This window comes from Rhodococcus sp. 05-2254-2 (genome assembly GCF_002259095.1).
Taxonomy (GTDB): Bacteria; Actinomycetota; Actinomycetes; order Mycobacteriales; family Mycobacteriaceae; genus Rhodococcoides.
Map to the genome: position 1 here is coordinate 128,691 of NZ_NOZJ01000004.1, position 23,249 is coordinate 151,939.

The 23,249-nt window shown below is 64.1% G+C and carries 11 protein-coding genes; 4 read left to right on the top strand and 7 right to left on the bottom strand.

Translation table 11 applies throughout. The features are described from left to right. Positions 1–179: 179 nt before the first annotated feature. The 4 genes from istB to CH283_RS06675 all read right to left on the bottom strand — a co-directional run bounded on the left by istB (position 180) and on the right by CH283_RS06675 (position 5,845). Positions 180–1,022, bottom strand: a complete 843-nt coding sequence (gene istB / locus CH283_RS06660) for an IS21-like element helper ATPase IstB (RefSeq protein ID WP_094640682.1) — start codon at positions 1,020–1,022, stop codon at positions 180–182. Further along, positions 1,022–2,410: a Mu transposase domain-containing protein gene (locus CH283_RS06665; RefSeq protein ID WP_094640683.1), complete on the bottom strand. Its 1,389-nt coding sequence runs from the start codon at positions 2,408–2,410 to the stop codon at positions 1,022–1,024. The genes istB and CH283_RS06665 overlap by 1 nt, the downstream gene beginning before the upstream one ends. Positions 2,411–2,749: 339 nt before the next feature. After that, positions 2,750–3,796 (bottom strand): acyltransferase family protein, encoded by a 1,047-nt coding sequence (locus tag CH283_RS06670; RefSeq protein ID WP_094640684.1) that lies wholly within the window; start codon positions 3,794–3,796, stop codon positions 2,750–2,752. A 273-nt stretch (positions 3,797–4,069) separates the two neighbouring features. Further along, the gene (locus CH283_RS06675) at positions 4,070–5,845 is read right to left on the bottom strand and encodes a DUF4012 domain-containing protein (protein ID WP_094640685.1); all 1,776 of its coding nucleotides are present in this window, start codon (positions 5,843–5,845) and stop codon (positions 4,070–4,072) included. A 206-nt stretch (positions 5,846–6,051) separates the two neighbouring features. Between CH283_RS06675 and CH283_RS06680 the strand changes: the two genes are divergently transcribed. The 4 genes from CH283_RS06680 to CH283_RS06695 are packed head-to-tail and all read left to right on the top strand — an operon-like array spanning position 6,052 to position 18,129. Continuing rightward, on the top strand, positions 6,052–15,933 hold the full coding sequence (locus tag CH283_RS06680) for a non-ribosomal peptide synthetase (protein WP_094640686.1): 9,882 nt from the start codon (positions 6,052–6,054) through the stop codon (positions 15,931–15,933). Next, positions 15,933–16,811 carry a cyclopropane mycolic acid synthase family methyltransferase gene (locus tag CH283_RS06685; RefSeq protein ID WP_094640687.1) on the top strand — a complete coding sequence of 293 codons (879 nt, stop codon included), beginning with the start codon at positions 15,933–15,935 and terminating at the stop codon, positions 16,809–16,811. Before CH283_RS06680 ends, CH283_RS06685 begins: the two co-directional genes overlap by 1 nt. 14 nt (positions 16,812–16,825) lie before the next feature. Continuing rightward, positions 16,826–17,500 carry a hypothetical protein gene (locus CH283_RS06690; RefSeq protein WP_094640858.1) on the top strand — a complete coding sequence of 225 codons (675 nt, stop codon included), beginning with the start codon at positions 16,826–16,828 and terminating at the stop codon, positions 17,498–17,500. 32 nt (positions 17,501–17,532) lie between these two features. Continuing rightward, a complete protein-coding gene (locus CH283_RS06695) occupies positions 17,533–18,129 on the top strand; it encodes a YveK family protein (RefSeq protein WP_176460183.1) in 597 nt (198 codons plus the stop codon). A 7-nt stretch (positions 18,130–18,136) separates the two neighbouring features. Here CH283_RS06695 and CH283_RS06700 read toward each other — a convergent pair whose 3' ends face one another. From CH283_RS06700 to CH283_RS06710, 3 genes are all read right to left on the bottom strand, one after another. Continuing rightward, positions 18,137–19,159: a hypothetical protein gene (locus CH283_RS06700; RefSeq protein ID WP_094640689.1), complete on the bottom strand. Its 1,023-nt coding sequence runs from the start codon at positions 19,157–19,159 to the stop codon at positions 18,137–18,139. A 75-nt stretch (positions 19,160–19,234) separates the two neighbouring features. Continuing rightward, positions 19,235–19,999 (bottom strand): polyprenol monophosphomannose synthase, encoded by a 765-nt coding sequence (locus CH283_RS06705; RefSeq protein ID WP_094640690.1) that lies wholly within the window; start codon positions 19,997–19,999, stop codon positions 19,235–19,237. Further along, positions 19,996–23,106 carry a glycosyltransferase family 2 protein gene (locus CH283_RS06710; protein ID WP_141215211.1) on the bottom strand — a complete coding sequence of 1,037 codons (3,111 nt, stop codon included), beginning with the start codon at positions 23,104–23,106 and terminating at the stop codon, positions 19,996–19,998. Before CH283_RS06710 ends, CH283_RS06705 begins: the two co-directional genes overlap by 4 nt. Positions 23,107–23,249 lie beyond the last annotated feature (143 nt).

Below are 23,249 nucleotides of genomic sequence, written 5' to 3' on the forward strand. Positions count from 1 at the left end.
GGGTCGCTTAGGGTACGCCAGCGGCCGCGTCCATTCTGTAGCTACCTGTCGGCTACGAAGCGTTCGGACGTGATGATGTCAGCATGACTCGCACGCCGCAGCCGCATTCGCGGAGGCTGACGAGGCTCAGCGAAATTCCCCAACCGTGCTCACCGAAATTCCCCACTCGTGAGCGGTCTTCACTGTAGTGGTTGGCGGGTTCCGGTGGTTGCTTTGCGGAGCTTCTCCGATCTGGCGTTGTGGTCCCGCAGGCGGTAGGAATCGCCGTCGAGGTTGAGTACGACGGAGCGATGCAGGAGTCGGTCGAGCATGGCTGCTGCGACGGTGTTGTCACCGAGCACTTCACCCCAGGATCCGACGCCGCGGTTGGTGGTCATGACGATGCTGGTTTTCATATACCGTTGCGAGACAACCTGAAACAGCGCCGATGCTGCCTCGCCGGGCAGTGGAAGGTAGCCGAGTTCGTCGATCACCAGCAGCGTCGGGCCGGCATAGAAACGCATCGTCGTCGCCCACCGCCCCTCCAACGCAGCTCGATGGCAGCGGGCAGCGAGATCAGCTGCGGTGGTGAAATACGTTCGATACCCGGCATGCGCGGCAGCCCTCGCGAGCCCGACCGACAGATGTGTCTTCCCGACTCCGGGCGGGCCGATGAGCAGCACATTCGTCGCCGTCTTGAGGTATCGGCAGGTCGCGAGCTCGTCGATGAGCTTGCGATCGACACCCGCGGCGGCGTCGTAGTCGAAGTCCTCGAGCGACGCCGGAGTCGGCAAACACGCGAACCGCAGTCGTCCGGTCAACCGTCGTGCCTCGGTGGCCTCGACTTCGATCGACAGCAACCGATCCAACGCCGCGGTCATCGACAGTTCCTCGGCTGCGGCTTGGTCGAGGACCGAGGGTAACGCTTCGGCGGCATCGTGGAGTTTGAGGACCGCCAGATGCCCGCGCAGACGTTGATAGAGACTCGTCGCTTCGGTCGTGTTCGGTGCCGGAATCCGGTCGCCTGTTTTCTTGTCGGCCATCAGAGGGTGTTCCTTCCGTGTGCGGCCCGTTCGTAGATCGACAGGTCGTAGATGACCGCGCCTGTGTCAGTGAATTCGGCTGCGTGAGTGCAGCTTTCGCGCCGTCCATCTCTGGAGGACAGTGTTGATTCGGCCGAGGTTCGGAGCTTCTCGGCGGCAGCGAGAGCGTCGGGTCCGGGTGGGATTCGTTCTTTGCGGCGGTGCGGGCGGCCGGTGTTCGCACCCGCCATCGCTGCTTGTTCGAGGGCGTAGATGTGGCCGTGGTCGCGGACCATCGCCCCGGTGCCATCGGCAGCGAGACGATGTCGGGCGATGGTGATGCCGGATGTGGTGACGATGTCGATGACATCTGAGCCCAGGACGTGCGTCACTGTCACAGCGGCATAGGCGAGTTCGGGTGGGACCGAGTAGCGGTTGCCGCGATAGGAGACCAGCGCTTGGCGCGAGACGGCCCGGTCGGTGGTCAGGATCGCTGGATATGCAGCCGCGGGCATCGGATGCAGCCCCTCGGTGGTGGCGATCGTCGCCACCGACGCCTTCCCGTCTTTTGTGGGCCGTAGCCGGGTGTCACTGCGCAGACTGCAGAACCGGTCGAGGCTTGCTTGGGCTTGCTCGACGGTCAGATCGTCGGCGAGTGTGCGCCACCACCGTTGGGCTGCAGTGTGATTGGACTTCTCTACCGCACCTTTGCGGTTGCCGCGGCGGGGTGGGCAGATGGCCACGGAGACACCGTAATACTTGGCGACGCCAGCGAAGCTGGCCGTGATGCGACCGGAGTCGGGGTGGCAAACTGTCGCCATCCGATCGAACCGCCAGACTCGGCTGACTCCGCCGAGGCCTCGGCAGATGCGGTCGAGTCCGTCGACGACATGCGATTGGGTCATGTTCGGTGCGAGGACCGCGCGCCATTTGCCCGAGCACGCCAAGGTTCCGACGAACAGATGCGCCATCGAGCCCCACCCCCAGGAGGCGGGCGGGTTGGGTAGGTCGACCCAATCCCATTGGGTTTCCTCACCCGGCGGGTGATCGATGACTGCGTTGGGTCTTTCGGTCGCGGTGAGGCAGGCTTTGCAGATCGGACGGAGTTTGAGTTCTCGGATCTTGCGGTGCAATGTTTGATACGACATCGAATATCCGAGGTCTTCGAGCTCGTCGCAGAGGGTGCGGACCCACAGGTGCGGGTCCTCGGACAGGCGTGCGATGACGTAGGCGAGGAACACCTCGAACGGGTCCGGGATGCTGCGTTTACGCACTCCAGGGGTGGTGGTCCCGTTGAGGTAGGACCGGATGGTCTTGCGGTCGCGGCCGGTGTGTCTCGCGATGTCGGCGATCTTCCAGCCTCGTTGATGCAGGGCGTGTATTTCCACGTCTTCCTCCCGTGTAAGCATGAGGAGCGGGTCTCCTTCGGGTAGCTGGTGTGTGGTCAGAGACCATCAGCATCCGGGGAGACCCGCCCTCGTTGGCGGTGCCACACGGGTGGGGAATTTCAGTGAGCGTCAGTGGGGAATTTCGATGAGCGCCGTCAAGGCCGTCAAGCGCGGGATCTCTCTAGCCGCGACTGCACGCCCACCCAGCAGTGGTCTACCCAACAGCGAGCGAATCGCATTGATCAACGTCGACGGTGCGACACCTTCACCCGGGTGTCGGCAGTTCGTGGAGAGATTCTCGCCGTCTACTTCATTGTCTACTTCGGCGGCGCGCTCTCGCCTCGGACACTCATTCCGACATCAAGCCGCACTTGAGCGTGCGGCGATGGGCGGTCGGGTCTTCTTGAATCGCAGGGCGGGCTTCTCCACGAGAAACCAACTCGCGAGCGCCAGTGGCACTGTGCCGATGATGCTGGCCGTGACCATCGCCCACACTCCGAGCTCATGGAGAGCGGCGAGAACAACGAGCTGCTGTACGACCCATCCGTAAACGTACACGCCGTAACTGATGTCGATCGAGCCGTCGCCGATGTGCTCGACCAGAAGTCGGGGGAACTGTGCGGAGATCCACAGGCAAGCGAACGCGATCGGTAGAGGTGCCACGGCTGCGCCCCAGCCGAAGCCAGTTGCGGTGATTCCGATCGCGAGCGCGCCGGCAAACACAACCGGCGACGCTGGGATTCGATCACGAAACATGAACACGGTGGCACCGGCGAAGAAATACGTCGCCAGGAGAGCGTTCACGGCCTTCGTGTTGTCGGGGAAGTGGCCGAGTTTGTGAGCCGCGCTCAAAACGGTTAACGCGGCGAATACAGTCAGGACGGCCCAGCGATTCCGAAATGCTCTAACGGCGAATAACGCCGCTATCAACACGTAGCAGCCGAACTCGTATATCAGGGTCCACAGCGGTCCGTCCCACGCGTCCGGCCATGGTGCTCCGTCGAGAGTTCCACCGATTGTCCACTGCCGCATGAGCAGGGTGACGTTGCTATAGAGGTAGCTGAACCCCTCTTCGAAGGTCCACCCCCCGCGCACTGCTCCCGCGATCGGCGCTGCAACGAACGCCGTTATGACGAGGCAGACCCAGAAGCCGGGGTAGATGCGGAGCGCACGTGCCCTGAAGTACGAGACGAGGTCGTTGTTAAGACGGCTCCCTGTTATGAGGTATCCGCTGATCGCAAAGAACGCGGCGACGGAGAACTCGCCGAGTTTCAGGTCTCCGAACTGTGGGTCTTGTCCGAAACCTGCCACGGGCCACGAGTGAGAGACGATCACCAGTGTCGCGAACAGTAGGCGCAACGAGTTCAGGCTGTTGGCGCGGATGTTGAAGAATTCCCCCAGCTTCATCGACGCAACTATGCCTCACTCGCCGCATTTCCGCGCTCCTGCTGCGTCGGTTGAATGACGACTTGGGCTCACCGAATGAGCGGCATTTGGCACTGGCTGTCGAACCGCATCCAGGCTGATTGGTTAGCGAATTCGTTGCCACGTGACCGACATCACATAGATCTTCTTCAACGGATAGCCGATTCGGTTCAAGAAGGGATACGTGACGTCGTCTGCCCTGTTTTCAAAAGCACCAGAAGTCTGCGGCCACGGTTTGCGTGATCTCACAAGAAGTCAGCACTCCGGAACGTCGATGGTCACCGTGGGCTGATCCACCAGAGGCTGCACGGGCACCGTTGCCTCGCCGGGAGCCGACGGCTCCTCGAGTTCCCACGTCACGGTCTGCGACTTGCCCGGCGGAATGGTGAGGTACGCAGCCTGCACCGGCCGGCCCAGCTCGGTGCCGGCCTGGATGGAGAATCCCGTGATGCCGTTGACCTTCATCGACGTGATCTTCGCGCCCTGAGTGCCGTACAGATAAACGATCGCTTCGTTGGTCCCGTACTCCACCGTCGGCTGGAACGTGCTCGCCACGTACGACGTCAGGCCCGCCGGATCCACGTTGTTGGTCAGCGTTGCCGTCACTGTTGACTTGCGGGTACCCGCGGTGCAGGATTCGGCTGAATACGTGATGTCGCGGGTCAGGTAGTAATCGAGCTTGTTGCCGCCGGCATTGTTGACCACCACGTTGGCGTACGGGGCCGGGCTGTCCGGCAACACGTGACCCACCTTGGTGCCGGCCAGAATTGCCTGCTCGGCCGGGTCTGCGCTCCACACCGAGATGCGGCCCTCACTGCCGGCGCGGCCCACCGCGTCGAGCAGAGATCGGGTGGGTGCCGCACCCGTGGTCATCTTCTGAACCACTGCTGCGGCGATCTCCTGCAGATATGCCTTGCGAGCCAACTGGTCGTCGCCGAACCTGGAATACGCTGTGCTGAGGGTGATCTCGACGACGTTCTCCGCGGTGATCTGCTCACCGTCGGCCAACGTGACCGGGCCCGTGGCACCGAGGATGTAGCTCAACGCAATCGGGTCGGTAGCGATGGCGCCGTTGAGCACCTCACCCGTCTGCTCCGTCCACATCGACGACCAGATCTGACCGGCATACGGAAAGTGCGGGCTCGCATTCGAATTCCGGAAGTCGGTGGTGGTGTTTCGCGGAGCCCACAGCGCGTTGTATTCGGGCCCCAGATCGATGGGCTGCTCCGCAAATTCGAGTTCATTGTTGCTGCCGAGAGTATCGACTCGGGCCGTGCCGTTCTCGGCCCGAATGATGCCGTAGCCACCGAGCAACCCGCCGGTGCCCCGAGCCTCCGCATTGGTCTGGAATGCGAGAAAGTAACTGCGCGGGCCGTTGTCGCCGAGCATCGACGGCAGCAGTTCACTGGCGATCCGGGTGTTGGTGAGCAGAGTCGCGAGTTCGTGAGTCTGATCGATCAACGACGTGCGAGCCTCGTCCACCACGCCGAGGAAGGCGGGCTCGTCCACCTGCTGGGCCCGCTCACTGAGCTCGTCGGCCGCCGCGGAAGTCTGCTCCAGCACCGGCTGAGCGTCCCGCAGTGCTGCGGTGTCCACCTTGCCGCCGCCCTCGACGAGGCTGCTCGGATTCAAGCTCGCGCCCGCGGCCGACGCCGGGGCGAGCACGTCGTCGGCCAATCCCTGCACCACGTCGCTGATCTGCGCTACCGATTTCAAGGGACTACCAAGGTATGGAACGGCTTTGGCTATCGAAAACGGGATGGACGTCGTCGCCGAGACCGCATCGTCGGCGGATTCGGAGGCGCGAGCCGCTGCGGCCTCGGCCCCGGCCGAATCGCCGTCGAGCAATGCGTCCTTGGCCTGTGTGGCCGAGTCGCGAGTGGCAGTCAAACTCGACTGCGCCGAATAGGCCTCGAAACCGAGCCACACCACAAAAGCGATGACAATGACCAGAAATACCCCCACCGAGATGAGAATGGGCCGCTTTCTGCCCGATTTCCGACCCCGGGTATCGGTGGAACTGGTTGCCATCGTCGGTGGCCTCTCGGTCGAGGAAATGTATTCGAGTGCACAGCCTAAAGGGGAGTGGTCGATCTGGCGTACCTGTCTTCGATCCAGGTAGAGCATTCACAGTGTGTCGACTAGTTTGTAGTGGGCGATGAAAAGATCGACGTCGATGAGCGGTGCCGCCGGCCGAATCGAAGCCGTCAGGGTGCGTGCGTTGAGGAGGTCGGGGAGTGTCGCCAGAGGCGGACGATCGGTTCGAGGATGGCCGCTTCCCTCTGTCGGCTGCTCAGATGAACATCTACCTCGCTCAGCAGCTGGCCCCGGATGTGCCGTTCACCATCGCTCAATACGTCGAGATCCGCGGCGATATCGACCCGTCCGTTCTGATTCGTGCGACGGACATCGCCTGCCGACGGCTCGAATCGCCTGCAGTGCGGATCGGCGTGGACGACGGCCACCCGTACCAGTGGTCGGACCTGCGAGTGCCGTACGCGATGATCTACCGCGACTTCACCGACCGCGAGCATCCCATCGACGATGCCCAGCGCTACATGAACGAGCAGTACCGGAAACCGGTGGATCTGGTTCGCGACCAACTGATCGCGTCCGAGATCATCCAGGTGGGTACGTGCCACTACTACTGGTACAGCCGGGCTCACCACATCGTGATGGACGGACTCGGTGCAATCTCGGTGCAGGAGCGCACCGCTGCGGTGTACACCGCGTTGATCACGGGCACCGAGATCCCGAGGACCCGCGCCATCGGAGTGCGGGAGATCTACGACTACGAGGCCGCGTACCCCAACTCCTCCCGCTACGAGACCGACCGCCAGTACTGGCTCGGACGCCTCGACGGCCACCTCGAGGCCCCCAGGTTGGCCGGTAGCCCACGCGAACCTGCCGCTCCCAGCGGAGTGACGGTCAGCGTCGGTGCTGTGCTGGACGCAGACCTCACCGAAGCCGTTGCGGCAGTGGCGCATCGGTACAACTCCTCCGACGTCCCCGTTGTGCTCGCCACGTTCGCGCTCTATCTCGCGCGCATGACCGACACCGACGACGTCATGCTCAGCCTGCCGGTATCGGGCCGAGCGACCACCAAACTGCGGGAATCGTCCGGCATGATGTCCAACGTCGTGCCGCTGCGCATCGGCGTCGAACAAGGCGTCACCGTCGAGGAACTCCTTCGACGGATTCAGGTGGAACTCACCGGCGCACTTCGCCATCAGCGGTTCCGCGTCGAGGACATGCAACGGGCGACCGGCGACGGTACCGGCAGCGCCGCTGCCGGACGCGGGGTGTTCGGCCCCACGGTCAACATCATGATGTACAACAGCACAATTCGGCTCGGCGACGTCATCGGCGAATACCGCGTGCTCTCCAGCGGACCCATCGACGACATGATGGTCAACGTCTACCCCGGTGTCGCAGGCATGAGCACCCGCGTCGACTTCCTCGGTAACCCTGCCCTCTACAGCACCGACGAGCTCGCAGCCCACCACCAACGGTTCCTGGCACTCCTGCGCGAGGTGGTCCACGCACCTGAGGGCCTCGCGGTGTCCGAGCTGGAGGTGCTCGATGTCACTGAGAAGGCAGCGCTGCTCGGTGCACAGTCCGCGACGACCGCAGTCCCCGCACTGCTGCCCTCGTTGCTGACGACCGGCGCGGTGGTGCGTGCCACCGGAGTCGATCAATCCAGTGACGACTTCACCAGGGTTGCGGAACACATTGCTGCGCAACTCGTCTCGATCGGCGCAGGCCCGGAGAAGCGGATTGCCGTCGCGATCGAACGCTCCTACGAATCCCTTTTGGCGTCGTGGTCGGTCTCACTCGCGGGTGCGTCGTTCGTTCCACTCGACCCCACCGAGCCCGCCGACCGGTTGGCTGCAGTGCTCGCCGATGCGCACGTGGAATTCGGCATCACGACTCGTGCCGGTGTGCACCACCTTCCGAGCACTGTCCGATGGTTGCTCATCGAGGACCTGCTCGACGCCGACCCGATAGCGTTCACGCCGCCGACCCTGCACGTCGACAACGAGGCCTACGTCATCCACACCTCGGGGTCGACGGGTAAACCCAAGGCCGTCAGCGTCACTCACCGCGGGCTCGCGCAACTCGCAGCCAACGTCGTCGACCGATACGCCGTCACCCCCGACTCGCGCGTACTGCAGGCGGCCTCGCCGGTCTTCGACGCATCCATCCAGGAGCTCCTTGCCGCGTTCGCTGCAGGTGCCACCCTGGTGATCGCCCCGGCCGACGTCTACGCCGGTCCTGCCCTCGCCGGCGTGTTGGACCGCGAGAAGATCACGCACCTGATCACCTCGCCCACCGTGCTGGCCACTCTGGACCCGGACGACCTCAGCTCCATCGAGGTCTTCGACGTCGGAGGTGAGGAGTGCCCGCCCGCGTTGCGGGACAGGTTCGTCTCGGCCGATCGAACGATGCGCAACGCCTACGGACCGACCGAGACGACGGTGTTGGCCACATTGTCCGACCCGATGCGCGCCGCCGAACGGGTGACCATCGGCGCGCCCCTGCCAGGTGTGCGGGCGTTGGTGCTCGACGCGCACCTGCGGCCCACGCCGTACGGAGGCGTCGGCGAGCTCTATCTCGGTGGCGACGGACTGGCCCGCGGATACAGCGGGCAGCCGGGTGTGACATCGACGCGGTTCGTCGCAGACCCCGGGACAGCCGGAGCTCGGTTGTATCGCACGGGAGACATCGTCCGTCGGTCGTTCGACGGGTCCACGATGGAGTACCTCGGCCGCAGTGATCAGCAGATCCAGCTGCACGGGCGTCGTGTCGAACTCGGCGAGGTCGAATCCGCGGCAGCATCGTGTGCGGGAGTGACCGCGGCTGTGGCCGTCGTGCGCGAGAACCGACTCGTTCTGTACGTCACCGGTGGCTCGGCGGAGCTGGACGGTCATCTCCGGAACCGCCTGCGCGCGTGGATGGTTCCCAGCACCGTCGTGGTTCTGGATGCGCTGCCGATGACCGCGAGCGGCAAGGTCGACCGTCGTAAGTTGCCGGCCCCCACCGCATTCGTCGATACCGAATACGTCGCGCCGCAGACCGATACCGAACGCACCGTGGCGGGAGCCTTCGCCGACGTCCTCGGTGTCGAGAAGGTGGGGCGCGAGCACTCGTTCTTCGAGCTCGGCGGTGACTCGCTCAGCGCTACCCGCGTTCTCGCACGCCTCGGTTCCGCAATCTCGTTGACCGTACTGTTCGCCGACCCCACAGTCCGCGCAGTCGCGGCGGCCATCGACGCGTCTTCTGCTTCCGAGCAGTCACTCGAACTACTCGATACCGTTCTGCCGGGCCGTATCCCGCTGTCGTACGCGCAGCAGCGGCTGTGGTTCCTCAACCAGTTCGATCCCGCATCGCCCGCGTACAACATGCCCGTGGCAGTACGAGTCGGAGCCGGTGACGATCCCGCGATGGTTCTGACGGCTCTGCGCGACGTCATCGAGCGACACGAAGCCCTGCGCACCTACTACCCGGCCGACGACGACGGTCCGCGGCAGGTTGTGCGGCCCACCGATACCGTCCTCGTCGAGGTACCCGAGCGCACCGTCTCCGAGCGGGATCTGGACTCCGCTGTCGCAGTGGTCGCGACCGAGGGCTTCGATGTGTCGGCCGAGGTACCCATCCGCGCAACGCTTCTGAACGTGCAGGAATCCGGCGACACCGTGGTCGTGGTGGTGGTGCACCACATTTCGATGGACGGGTGGTCGGTCGACCCACTCGTACGCGACTTCGCGTTCGCCCACGCCTCTCGGGCAGCGGGTCACGCGCCCACCTGGCCGCGCCTGCGCGCCCAGTACGGCCAGTACTCGGTATGGAACCGGGCAGTGGTGGATTCGGTTGCCGACGAACAGCTCTCGTTCTGGTCGTCAATTCTGGGTGATACCGAAACCGCGGCAGCAGAGCTACCGGCGGACTTCCCCAGGCCTGCGGTGCAATCGATGAGAACGGATGCAGTTCCGTTCGAGATCGGGTCGCAGCTGCACTCGGGTATTCGTGAGCTGGCTCGATCGACCAACTCGACCACGTTCATGGTGGTCCACGCCGCCGTGGCCGCCGCCCTGAGCCGCTTCGGCACCTCGAACCGCGTGGTGGTCGGGTCTCCGACGGCCGGGCGTGGACACGAAGCGCTCGACGAGATGGTGGGGATGTTCGTCGGAACCCTGCCTCTCGCAGTCACTGTGGACCCGTCGGACAGTTTCACGTCCCTGCTCGATGTAGTCCGCACGGCAGATCTCGATGCCTTCTCGCATTCCGACGTCCCGTTCGAGCGCATCGTCGACGCCCTGGCGACCGATCGATCCCTCGACCGGCATCCGTTGTTCCAGGTGATGTTGGCATTCGACAATGCGCCGCACCGATCGGTCGAGGACCTGCCCGTCTCGGTGCTCGAGATACCCACCCGCACCTCGGAATTCGATCTGACGCTCGTGCTTGCGGACGAACAGGGTGATTCGGCATCGTCGACCGGCCAGATCGAGTACGCGGTGGACCTCTATCAGCGGGCCACCGTCGAACAATTCGCGTCGGTGATTCTGGCTTTTTTGAACGCAGCGGTCGCGAACCCGGCCTTTGTCGTCGGTGATCTCGCGCTTGCCGACACGCCCGCACTGCCGTCGTCGATGATCGACGGCACGCTGCTCGATGTATTGAGCTGTGGCACAGCCATGTCCGGTGCTGTCGCCATCGACGGCCTGGAATCGATGACGTACACCGAGCTCGATTCTCGCTCGAACCGGATCGCGCGGCTGCTCATCGCACATGGCGTCGGACCGGAAACTCTTGTGGCCCTGTCCCTCGAACGCTCGCCCGAGTACATCGTTGCGCTGTGGGCCGTGGTGAAGGCGGGTGGCGCGTTCGTGCCCGTGGACCCGCGCTACCCGGCCGCTCGCCGCGAACAGATGCTGGGGCACATCGAGATCGGCTTCGGCGGATCCGAGCCGGCAGTGTACTGGCTCGACGAGACGCAGGCCCGGCAGTTCAGCGACCTGGCCCTGACCGATGCGGATCGCCTGGCAGCGCTGCAACCTACGCACCCCGCCTACGTGATCCACACATCGGGTTCGACGGGAACACCCAAGCCCGTGGTGGTGACGCATCAGGGTGTGTATGCGCTTGCGCAGCAGGTCATTCCGCGATACGGCGTGACCTCGAGCTCGCGCGTGCTCCACGGCTACTCGGTCAACTTCGACGCCGCAGTTCTCGAACTCGTCCTCGCTTTCGAGGCCGGGGCGACCATGGTGATCGCGCCGCCGGACCTACTCGGCGGGGACGAGATGTCGGCCTTCCTCACTGCACATCGCGTCACCCACTACCTGTCCACACCCGCGGTGCTCGCCACCGTGCCGCCGACCCCCGGGATCGAGACCGTCGCCGTGGGCGGTGACGTGCTGGGCGCCGGCGTCGTGGACGACTGGTCGGCCGGGCGGTCGATGCTGAACGCCTACGGTCCCAGTGAGGCGACGGTGGTCGCCACGTTGGCCGAGTCGCTGCGTGCCGGGGAACCGGTCACCATCGGTCGGCCGCTGGCTCATGTGGGAGCGCTCGTACTCGACGACCGGTTGCATACGGTGCCACTCGGGGGCGTCGGCGAGCTGTACCTCGCAGGCTCGGGTGTGGCTCGCGGCTACCACTCGGATCCGGCGTCGACCGCCGCGCGCTTCGTCGCGGCACCCGGCGGCACGCGGATGTACCGGTCCGGTGACCTCGTTCGGCAGCAGCCGTCGGGCATGCTCGATTACCGCGGACGCCGAGACGACCAGGTCCAGATCAACGGTGTGCGCGTCGAACTGGGGGAGATCGAGAGTGCTCTGACGGCGCACCCCGACGTCAGTGGAGTGGTGACAGCGGTCCGTGAGAACAGGATTCACGCTTGGGTGGTGGGCCTCGATGGGCAGGACGCTGCCCAGTGGCTGCTGGACCGGCTGCCGTTGTCGATGCAGCCGGCCGTCATCACCCGGATCGACGATATTCCGCTGACCGGCAACGGCAAAGTGGATCTCGCCGCCCTGTACTCGGAGACGCTTCACTCGGACACGCTGCATGGGGGCGATCCGGCGGCGGCGCGCACCCTGGCTCAAGAGGTGGTACTCGGAATTTTCGCCGACCTGCTGGGCATCGAGAATCCTGGCGTCGATGACAATTTCTTCGTCCTCGGCGGGGACTCCCTCGTCGCCACGCGTGCCGCAACCCGTATCAGCGCGGCGCTCGGTACCCATGTACCGGTGCGGACCGTCTTCGAGTCTCCCACCGCGCAGCAGCTCGCGTCGGCGATCGAGTTGTTGTCCGAGAACTACACTCCGCTCCCCGCACTGGTCCACGACCCTGACGCGCGGTCGTACCCCGGTCTTGCCCCGGCCGAGCGCCGAATCTGGCTGCAGAATCGATACGACCCGACCTCGGCCGCATACAACATCGCCGTCGAGGTACCGCTTCCGGCAGACCTGGACCTCGATGTTCTGCGCGCCGCCATAGCCGATGTGCTGGAACGGCATACACCGCTGCGCACGGTGTACCCGTCGACCGCGAACGGTCCCGTCACCGTTGTTCTCGACCCGCAGATCGTGCTGTCGACGTTGGACGATGCTCACGCAGGGCACGATGCTCTGGCCCTGCACGGCTTCGACCTGACCCTCGAAGCACCGCTACGACTCGGCCTGCTGGACCGAGGCGGCGAACGGGTGCTGTCCGTTGTTGCACACCACATCGCGGTCGACGGGCTCTCACTTCGCCCACTGGCCCGAGACGTCGAGACCGCTCTGCTGGCCCGAATGGCCGGATCGACACCGGAATTCGATACTCTCGCCGTCGACTACTCGGATTATCGAGTGTGGCAGCGCACTGTGCTCGACGCCGTGGCGTCGGACCAGCTCGAGTTCTGGCGTCGCACCCTGGCCGGCGTGCCGGAGTTCCTCGACCTGCCGACCGGAACCCCTGATCCCTCGGCCGATGCGACGGCCGTGGATTTCTCCGTCGGCCCGGACACCCTCACGCTGCTGCGTTCGCTCGCGCATCGTGTGGGCGCAACGGTGTTCGTCGTGGTCCACGCCGCGTTGGCCGCCGTGCTCGCAGAAGCCAGCGGTACCCAGGACATCGCCATCGGGACCCCGGTGGGTGGCCGAACCGATCCGGCACTCGATCACCTCGTGGGCATGTTCGTCGGTACCGTCGTGCTCAGGACGGAGGTCGATCCGTCGACGACGTTCGAAGGCTTCGTCACCGCGGTCCGCGACCGGGATCTCGATGCATTCGCGAACTCGGACGTACCGTTCGAGCAGGTGGTGGACGCGGTGCAACCCACCCGCGCCGTCGATACCCATCCGCTGTTCCAGGTGCTGCTGGCCTTCGGTGATACGGCAACTCCGACAATCGAACTGGGGTCGACGTCGATCACCCCGCGGCGCGTGGACATCACGGACACTCAGTTCGACCTCGAGGTCCTGGTCGAAGAGTCCGAGGCCGGATTGATCGGCCATCTCGGGTACTCGCCCGCACGGTTCTCGCGATCGGTGATTCTCGGACTCGCCGAGCGCCTGACCGAGGTGTTGAACTTGGTCTCGACGCGGCCGAGCATTCGGCTGGGCAGCGCGGAGTTCGGGCACGCCCCGTCGGCTGTTACCTCGCACCGCGACAGCGCACCCGGACTCACCCTGGCGGCAGTGTTCGAGCAGGCAGTCCAGAGTTGGCCCGACAATGTCGCGGTGATCGAGGGGGCGCGATCGCTGACCTACCGCGAGGTGGATCGACGATCGAATGCGCTGGCCGACAGACTGATACGCGCAGGTGCTCGGCCAGGGGCTCTGGTGGCGATCGCCTATCCTCGCTCCGTCGAGTACCTCGTCGCGATCTGGGCCGTGGCCAAGACCGGAGCGGGCTTCCTGTCCATCGATCCCTCTCAACCCGTGGCCCGAGTGCAGGAGATCCTCGAGCGCGCTGCCCCGGTCACAGGAATCTCGGCTGCCGATTTCCATTCGGTCGGTGACGATTGGATGAGCGTCACCGGCGACGAGCTCGATCGTGTCGATGGTCGCGAAGCACCACTGGACAGCGTGGCCTACGTCGTCTACACCTCCGGTTCCACCGGGGTACCCAAGGGCGTGCGGGTGACGCACCGAGGCATCGCGAATCTGGTGCAGAGCCAACGAGATCTCTTCGGAGTGGAGCCGGGATCCCGGGTCCTCCAGTTCGCGTCGCCGAGTTTCGACGCGTCGATCTTCGAGACACTGATGGCCGTCGGGGCGGGAGCCAGCACGGTGATCGTTCCGCCCGAGGTGCACGGAGGGCGCGAACTCGAAGCGCTCATCGAGCAACACCAGGTGACCCATGCGTGCCTCACGCCGACCGTCCTACAGGTGACCGACGCGGAGGCCGTGCCGTCGCTTCGAGTGATCGTCATGGCCGGTGAGGCCGCCAATTCAGCACTGCTGCAACGATGGTCGCGTCGACGCTCGGTGTTCAACGCCTACGGCCCCACCGAGGGGACCGTCATGAGCACCTGCACCACGGACCAGCGTCAGTGGAGCCCGGCGGTACCGGTGACCATCGGCGGACCGGTTCGCGGCTTCGACGCAGTGGTACTCGATGCCCGTCTACGCCCGGTGGGCAACAACGTCGTCGGGGAGCTTTACTTGGGCGGGGCCGGCCTCGCCGAAGGGTATCTGGGACAGAGCGGAACGACGGCAAGCAGCTTCGTTGCCGATCCATTCGGTGACGGTCGGCTCTACCGGACAGGCGATCTGGTGCGCTGGGTTGTTCAAAGCAGCGTTGTTCGGGGTAGCGATCGTGAACTCGAATATCTGGGTCGGGTCGATTCGCAGGTCAAGGTTCGCGGTCATCGCGTCGAGCTGTCCGAGGTGGAAGCGGCACTGCTGCGTCACCGAGATGTGCGTCAGGCCAGCGTGATCGGTCGAGGGCAGTCGCTCGCTGCCTACGTGGTGGGAGGCGTCGAACCGCGGGAGGCTCGCGAGTTCCTGGCCAGGTCACTGCCGGCGTACATGGTGCCCAGTACCGTCACCGTCGTCGATGCACTGCCGATGACGTTGTCCGGCAAGGTAGATGCGAGCACGTTGCCCGAGCCCTCGATCATGTCGACCGAACGACGTGCCCCGGTCTCCGCGAACGAAGTACTGGTACATGCCGTGTTCTCCGACGTCCTGCAGGTGGCCGGTGAGGACATCGGGGTGGACGACAATTTCTTCGATCTCGGTGGGCACTCCCTCTCGGCGGTGCAGGTGATGGATGCGCTGGGGGACCGGCTCGACCGTCGACTTCCGATCAGTCTGCTGCTGGTACATCCGACGATCTCGGCCCTGGCAGCACAACTCGACGCGGGCGATCACGGTGCGGACGGTGCCTTCGAGGTGGTGCTTCCGCTCCGAACCCAGGGCGTGGGCGCACCGCTGTTCTGTGTGCACCCGGCCATCGGAATCGCGTGGAGCTACCTCTCGCTGCTCGGGGAGACCGAACGTCCGCTGTACGGGCTTCAGGTGCCCGGTATCGCCGACGGTGACGTTGCGCCGGCATCGATCGAGGAGTTCGCCGAGAGATACGTGCGCGAGATCCGAGGCGTTCAGGCGCACGGTCCCTACCACCTGATCGGATGGTCGCTCGGTGGTGTGATCGCGCATGCTGTTGCGACGCAACTGCAGTCGGAGGGTGAGGACGTCGCGCTGCTGGCGCTCGTCGACGCGCAGCTCTCGGCACCGGAGGGAGCCGCAGAGTTCGGCATCGACGATCTTGCTCTTCAGCTCGGGGTCGAGGGTGACTCGTTCGAGACCATCGTGGATCGATTGCGCGAGAACATAAGTGAACTGGCGTTTCTCACCGTGGATCATCTGCGGCGAATGTATCGTCCCGTCGCGGAGGCTCCCACCTGGGTGGCGTCGTACGCGCCTGCGGTGTTCGCGGGGCCGGTGCACTACTTCGCCGCTCGCGGCTCGCACGGTGCGGAGCAGTGGACGCAGTTCGTGGGCGGGCGGATGTCGATTCACCGGGTCGATGTGGAACACGAAGACATGCTGGGCGAGATCGGTGCCCGTGCACTAGGCCGAGCGATCGGCACCGATGCTGTGGGGAAAGGTGTGGCGTGATGAGCGAACAATTGGAGCCTTACGTCGATGACGTGCGAGCACACTACGACCTGTCGGACGAGTTCTTCGCACTGTTCCTCGACCCGAGCATGACGTACAGCTGCGCCTACTTCGAGCGTGAGGACATGACGCTGGAGGAGGCGCAGACGGCCAAGATCGACCTCGCCCTCGGCAAGCTCGACTTGAAGCCGGGGATGACGTTGCTCGACATCGGCTGTGGCTGGGGCGCTCTCGCCAAGCGGGCGGTCGAGAAGTACGACGTCAACGTCATCGGTCTGACATTGAGCAGAAATCAGTACGAGCACGGACGCACCGTCGTGGCCGACCTGTCGACCGAGCGCACCGTCGACATCCGATTGCAGGGGTGGGAGGAATTCGACGAGCCCGTCGACCGGATCGTCAGTATCGGCGCGTTCGAGCATTTCAGACGTAACCGATACTCGGCGTTCTTCGCGAAGTGCCGCTCGGTACTGCCGGCCGACGGGCGAATGTTGTTGCACACCATCGTCATCACCCCACCAGACCCGGCCTCCGGTGGTGGCGGACTCACCCGTGAGGATGCGCACTTCTCCCGCTTCATCCTGCGCGACATCTTTCCCGGCGGACAGTTGACGCTCGTCAAGGTGATCAAGGCGAAAGCCGCCGACGCCGGGTTCGAGTTGCTGCGGGAGCATCCTCTGAGGTTGCACTACGCGAGGACACTCGATACCTGGGCCGAGAAACTGATCGCATCTCGCGACGAGGCCATTGCCGTGTCCTCGGAGGCGACGTACGACAAATACGTGCAATACCTCACCGGCTCGTCGGCGCGATTCAAGAGTTCACGCATCGACGTCGTGCAATTCACGCTGGCCGCTGCAGACATACCCGAGAAGTGACAAGGATGCCCAACATGATGAAAGCTCGACTCGGTTGTGTCAGTGGACTGTTCGCTGCCGCCGTCCTGGCCGTCAGCGCGATGGCTCCCGGAACCGCTGCTGCTGCACCTCTTCCGGTCGTCGGACCCGGTAGTGGTTTCGTCACCACCGGAGGCATCGACGACCTCACCGCCTGCTCCATCGCGGCCGTCGGATACGACGACGCGGGCCGACTCGTCGCCCTGACCGCAGGCCACTGCATTCTGCGTACGGGTCTGCCCGTCACGCTGGTCGGATCGCCCGCAGCCCCGGTCGGCACTACGGCCGTCGGGCATTGGGGACCCGACTACGGCGTCATCGTCCTCGATCCCACCAAGGTCACGCCCGTGTCCAGTCTGGGCGGAGTCACCGTGACGGACATCGGGACCGGATCGGTGGGGCAGCCGGTCTGCAAAAGCGGCGTCGGCAGCGGACTGACGTGCGGCACGATCGTGGAGAACCGGGGCGGGGACCTGATGTCCGATGCCGTCACCGTCTGGGCAGACTCGGGTGCACCGCTGGTGGCAGGCACGACGCTCGTCGGAATCGCCAGCCATGCCTCGGGCGTTCCGTTGCTCAGTCCCACCGCCTACGCATCGGCGTCGGAATCGATGCGTTTGCTGAGCGCATCGGGGGCCCCGGGTGCGGGCTTCCGGCCGGTGGGAAGCTGATAGCGAGAACCTTCGCGATGTGGGTGCGAAGTGTGGGGACGATCATCGGTGCGGGTTGGCGAATCGTCGCGGTGTGCGTCGTCGTTTCCGTATCCGCGGCATTCGGTATCAGCTTGTTGGTGACCCCGGTATACGAATCGCGGGCTCAGATGTTCGTCTCTACCTCAGGGGCGAAGTACAGCCCTGATGTGTACGAGGGAAACCTGTACTCACAACAGGCGATTCCGGCGTATGCGGGATTAGTGACGAACGAGGTCGTTGCCTCGGCAGTGATCGCCGATCTCGCACTCGATCTCACTCCGGCGGAGTTGGCCGACAAGGTCACGATGACCTACTCGCCAGAGACCGTTGTGTTCGACATCGTCGCCACCGATTCCTCGCCGGAGCTCGCGGCCGATATTGCGAACACCATGGCCACAGAGTTGAGTGCAGTGATTGCGGACCTGGAGGCTCCCGAGGATGGCGGGGCTCCCGCGGCGGTGGTCGGGATACGCAACCAGCCCGAGATCCCGTCTGCTCCGATCCGGCCGAACACCCCGACGTACCTGATGGGCGGTGCCGCAGTGGGGCTGGTCATCGGAACTGTGTTGGTGCTCGTCCGTCACCGCTCGCGCGGGACTGCGCAGTAGGTCCGAACTACACCCGATCCATTCCCGCCTTGTGGGTCGGATCGATGAGGAACAGGCTGCTGCCGTCCAATCCGTCTCTGCGGTGGATGTTTCCGCGCAATCCGGCTTCGACCAGTCGTACCGCTATTTCGTAGATCTCTTCGAGGCGATCGTCGGTGAGGTCGGGCCTGATCGCGAGATGGATTTCGTCGCCGATGTGGCGCAGTACCGCTTGGAAGCTCGGACTCACCGCGCTGTAGAGCTCCTCGCACTGGACCACCAACGCGTCGGACATGACAAAGTCGTCCTCGGCCCCGAGCAGCGGCATCACACCGAAGTCCTCGAGCAGATCGATCAGCTGCACGGCACTGCGGCCGGCTGCCGTCGACCGGTCCGCCTGTACACCGGATTCCACTTCCTTCGTCGTGAAGATCAGTGTCGCCTCGGCGCTGGGATCGAGCAGACCCAGATCGGCGCGCATCGCCTTCAGCAGCAACGAATGCATTCTGGTGATGTAAGCATGCTCGCTCTGCAGACGTTCGTGTGCCGGAGCGGGGATTCCGGTTTCGGGAGCCAGCGGGGCGAACACGCGACGGTCGATGCCCGTGGACAACTCGAGCGCCAACGGATGGACGCGCCTGCGTGCGACCACCAGTGCGGCGGTGAGCGCCAGATTCAGTTGGTCGTAGGCCTTGTCCAATGCCTGTGTCGCAGCCTTCAGGTCACCGACCGGAGTCGAGACCACCGCCGCCGAAATCTCCTCGGCCACAACTCGATCGACGTTCGATAGCGCGAAGAGTAGTTCCTGGTATCGCGCGGTCACCTGGTCGCGGTTCCACGAGTCGTTGTCGCTGGACTGACGCACTTGACGATCGACGGCGGTGTGCAACGCCGCCAACTCCCGCGACATCACCTCCTCCTTCGCGCCGACGCGTCGAACACTCAGCGCAGCCAACGCGGCACCGAGCGCAGCGATGACGACGAGAATCAAGGTCCACACCGCAATCGCGGTCACACCGGACTCGGTCGCAGCTACGACGCTGGTAGTCATGGGCACATCATGCACGAATGTGTTACATATCGTTCTTCTTTCGCCGCTCTAACTGCCAGGTATATCCAGGTGCGGTTATCGCCTTTCGGATTCAGCGGAGCGCGGTGTGGGCTGCACCGATCTCTGTCGCCATCCCCAGATCGTCGTTTTCCACAGCGCTTCGACCACGACGGCACGGCTCATCTTGCTGGTGCCGGACTCTCTTTCACGGAAAGTGATGGGAACCTCGCTGATCTTCTTCCCGGTATCGGCCACCAGCAATGCCATTTCGATCTGGAAGCTGTATCCGCGCGAGGTGACGGAATCGAGGGCCATCACTCGTAGTACATCGGCGGTGAATACTCGATAGCCCGCGGTGGCGTCTCGCACCGTCAACGGCGTGAGCATGCGTACGTAGGTGTTTCCGGCTTTGGAGAGGATCTTGCGGCTCAGTGGCCACCCTTCGGTCCGCCCGCCGGGCACGTAGCGGGATCCGATGACGAGGCCGACCTCGGGAGCGTAGGAGGCCGCGATCATCGCCGGCAATCGTTCGGGAGGGTGACTGCCGTCGGCGTCCATCTCCACCAGTCGAGTGAATCCGTTCTCGAGGCCGTATCGGAACGCGTCGAGGTACGCGGTGGCCAGACCCGATTTGGCAGGCCGATGCAGTACTCGCACGTCGGGATGCTCCGCCGCCATAGCGTCGGCGATGTCCCCGGTGCCGTCGGGACTGGAATCGTCGATGACGAGAATCGTCGCACCGGCAACGGAATCCAATGCCCGACGCACCAGCGGAACCAGATTTGCGGATTCGTTGTAGGTCGGGATGCACACCAGGACGTCCGGGTATGTGGCGGTCATCGCGCCAACACCTTCGGAGTCCAGATCAGGTAGTAGCCCGCGAACTCGCCGTGCCGGGTGAAGGGCACCTTGTTCGAGAGGCGATACGGCGTCTCACCCGTGGTCAGATACTGATTGATCGCTCGTCCGTTGTCCGTGTTCAGACTCAGATAGATCGTGCCGAAATGTGATTGGTCGATCGCTTCGCGGTATGCGTTCATGCCGTTCTTGTTTCCGTAGTTCAGGCTGAACGTGTCCGTCCACAGGATCGGTTCCACCTCACCGCGCAGGGCGTAGCGCTGCGCCGACGGTTCCTCACCGAGAATGGCTTTGTTCGGCGAGACGGCGATCTCCTCGCGCAGGGCTTCGACCACCGCGGTGTCGTCGACCCACGAGGTGAGGAACTCCTGCGATTGTGTCCAGCCCAGAACCAGTTGCATCGACAGTGCCGCGGCCGCGAACGGAACCCCGAACCACCTCGAGCGAGCGACGAACCAGGCGAGCAGGTACCCGGCCAGCGGAGCCGCGAACACCATGCCGAACGCGACGTGCTTGGACAGCGATGTCTCCTCGCCGATGCGAATCTGCTGCGCAGGCCCGATGACGCTGAACGCCAGCAACGTCAGGACCAACGGCCAGCGACGCCACTGGAGGGCAGCACCGAACACCGCCAGGATCAGGATCACCCCGATCCACATCGCGGTGTTGGTGAGCAGCAGCGATGCCGAGGCCGGAGAGATCGGTGTGCGGTTGGTGGTGGTCGAGACAATGCCGGGCACCAGATCCTGAGCCCAGAACACCAGAACGAAGAAGGAGATCGAGACGGCCGACAACACGATCAACAATGCCTGCCGGACGGCTCCCCAGCGAATCTTGTTCCACGTCAGCAGCATTCCGATCACAGCGATACCGGGAAGGTAGACCGCCGTGGCGTATTTGGTGAGGAATGCCAAGGCCAGTACCGCGCCGATGATCGGAGCCCAGAGCAGTGAATCCTGTTGCGCACTGCGCACTGTGAGCCACAGGGCGACGGCAACCAAGCTCATGGCCATTGCATCGAAGGTCGCCATGTGGGACAGAAAGATCACCGAGCCGCACAGCAGGAAGACCGCGGCACCGAGCAGACCGGCGAGCCGGCCGAAGAGCTGGCTGCCCACGCCGTACGTCGCGACGATCGCCAACCAGACGAACACCATGCTGACCATGCGTGCCGCCTCGAGGCCGCCGACGGAATCGGCTGCCGCAGCGAGGATCGGGAACAGGCCAGGGGCACCGGAGAAGTAGGCACCCGGATATTCGGTGACGTTGACGCCGTCGGTGATGTGCTCGATCATCCGGTGCCCGACGAACACGTAGAGGCCCTCGTCCTGGAAGGCGGTGGTGTTGGAACCGGGCCGAAGCGACAGGGCCGAGGACACCGCGCACATCAGAACCAGCCACGGCCACGACGCCGTCAGCCAGCTGCGGGGCGTCGAGGACGTGCGCCGGGTCGAGCGATCGAGTGGCATCTGGTGTACGAAGGTCGAGATCTCCGAGCGAAACAGCTTTCGCCGCAGCGTCATCGGATCGAGGAGCGTGGGGAATTCGGTACGCCAGAACATCAGTGGATAGACCACGACGAGGTTGAAGACGGCGAACCCGATCATCGGTGCGTAGTTCGACCAGCCGTATTCGGGAGCCCGCCAGAAGATGCCGGCCCACATCGCCACCTGGACGAGCACCAGCCACGTGACCATCAGACGCTTGACGCGCCGAGCGGTGGTGGAGCGGGTCTTGATTCCCGTCGCCTGCCACGCGTCCGTGCGACCGCGGAGGACGTCGAACACCGCCACGGAGTGGATGTAGGAATAGAACGTTTGCACGCGGTCGAGCCCGATGGCGCTCTCGCGGCCCATGGTGACGACGGGGACGATGGCGATGCGCACCACCATGGCCAGGAACACGAACAGGTAGTTGTTGATGGACACGTCCTCGGGGGCGAGGAAGGCCATCAGAATCGGCGGCAGCGCGATGGCATAGATGTTGATCGCCGTGTCGATGTAGTACATGAAGCCGGACCAGAAGCACAGGCGTTGGCGCAGTGAGAATTTCACCGCATGAAAGTCGCGGGACTTGAGCAGACTCATCGACCCGTTCGCCCAACGGTACTGCTGATTGGAGAACTGATCGAGCGTCTCGGGGCACAGTCCTTTCGATACGACCACCGGCACGTAGCGAGTGCGATATCCGACGCGCATGAGATCGACACCGGTGTAGACGTCCTCGCTGTGTTCGATGGCCGAGAATCCGCCGCCGACCTCGAGTGCGCGGCGGCGATAGATCGCGCAGGTACCGACGCAGATCGACGCGTCGCTCCGGTCTCGTGCCGCTTGAATCCAGCGGTAGAACAGCACCTGCGTCGCCCCTGCCGAGTACTCCATCCACTTCATCCGCAGCGTGGTGTCGAAGTACTGCGGACTCTGCACGATGGCCACGTCTTCTTCGGTGGTGTACGGCATGAGTTGATGCAGATAGTCCGGCCGCGGCACGAAATCGGCGTCGAGGATGGTGATGAACTCCCCGTGGGACTCGTCGAATCCGAAACGCAGGTTGCCCGCCTTCTTCAGATATCCGCGATTCGGCCGGACGCGATACTCGTAGCCGAAGGCGTCGGCCAGGTCTCGAACGCTGTCCCGATCGGAATCGTCGAGCACGTAGACCGTCAGCTCGCCACTCCAATCGAGCTGACTGACATGCCAGAAAGTGTTGTGCAACACTGTGATATCTTCGCCCGCACTCGGTAGGAACACATCGACACTTGGGTAGTGCACGGGCCGATACGCGCGTACTCGCTCTCGGTGGCCGGCCAGGGTGTCGCGTCGCGACTGCACCGAGGTCAGCAGCGAGAGAACCATCGCTGCCGTCGTGATGGCGAGTGGAACGAGCAACGGAATTGCCCACGCCTGCCCCTGTACCAGGTAGAGGAGGCTGACCGTGGTGAGAAATCCACCGAAACTCGACGCCAGCGGAATCCAGCGGTGCTCACTCTGCAGATACGAATCGCGTTCGACATCCGTTGGTGGAGAGGGCAGTTCCTCTGAGTCCGGTGGGGCGAAGCGCACAGTATGGCTCTGGAAGATAGACGTCATGACGACCAATCGGCTCACGAGCGCGGCAGTGAAGATGGAATGGGGTCGTCATTGACCTTGTGTCCCCCGACCACCAAAACATACCTCGAGTCCGTTTGGTCTGCTGTTTTCGGACTGTCCGTCGTTTGATCTAATCTAGGACT

Bases quoted from the DNA above. Each gene is read 5' to 3' on its own strand.
- CH283_RS06710 (WP_141215211.1), bottom strand. From the start codon at position 23,106: ATGACGTCTATCTTCCAGAGCCATACTGTGCGCTTCGCCCCACCGGAC.
- CH283_RS06700 (WP_094640689.1), bottom strand. From the start codon at position 19,159: ATGACTACCAGCGTCGTAGCTGCGACCGAGTCCGGTGTGACCGCGATT.
- CH283_RS06690 (WP_094640858.1), top strand. From the start codon at position 16,826: ATGATGAAAGCTCGACTCGGTTGTGTCAGTGGACTGTTCGCTGCCGCC.
- CH283_RS06675 (WP_094640685.1), bottom strand. From the start codon at position 5,845: ATGGCAACCAGTTCCACCGATACCCGGGGTCGGAAATCGGGCAGAAAG.
- CH283_RS06670 (WP_094640684.1), bottom strand. From the start codon at position 3,796: ATGAAGCTGGGGGAATTCTTCAACATCCGCGCCAACAGCCTGAACTCG.
- CH283_RS06705 (WP_094640690.1), bottom strand. From the start codon at position 19,999: ATGACCGCCACATACCCGGACGTCCTGGTGTGCATCCCGACCTACAAC.
- istB (WP_094640682.1), bottom strand. From the start codon at position 1,022: ATGGCCGACAAGAAAACAGGCGACCGGATTCCGGCACCGAACACGACC.
- CH283_RS06685 (WP_094640687.1), top strand. From the start codon at position 15,933: ATGAGCGAACAATTGGAGCCTTACGTCGATGACGTGCGAGCACACTAC.
- CH283_RS06665 (WP_094640683.1), bottom strand. From the start codon at position 2,410: ATGCTTACACGGGAGGAAGACGTGGAAATACACGCCCTGCATCAACGA.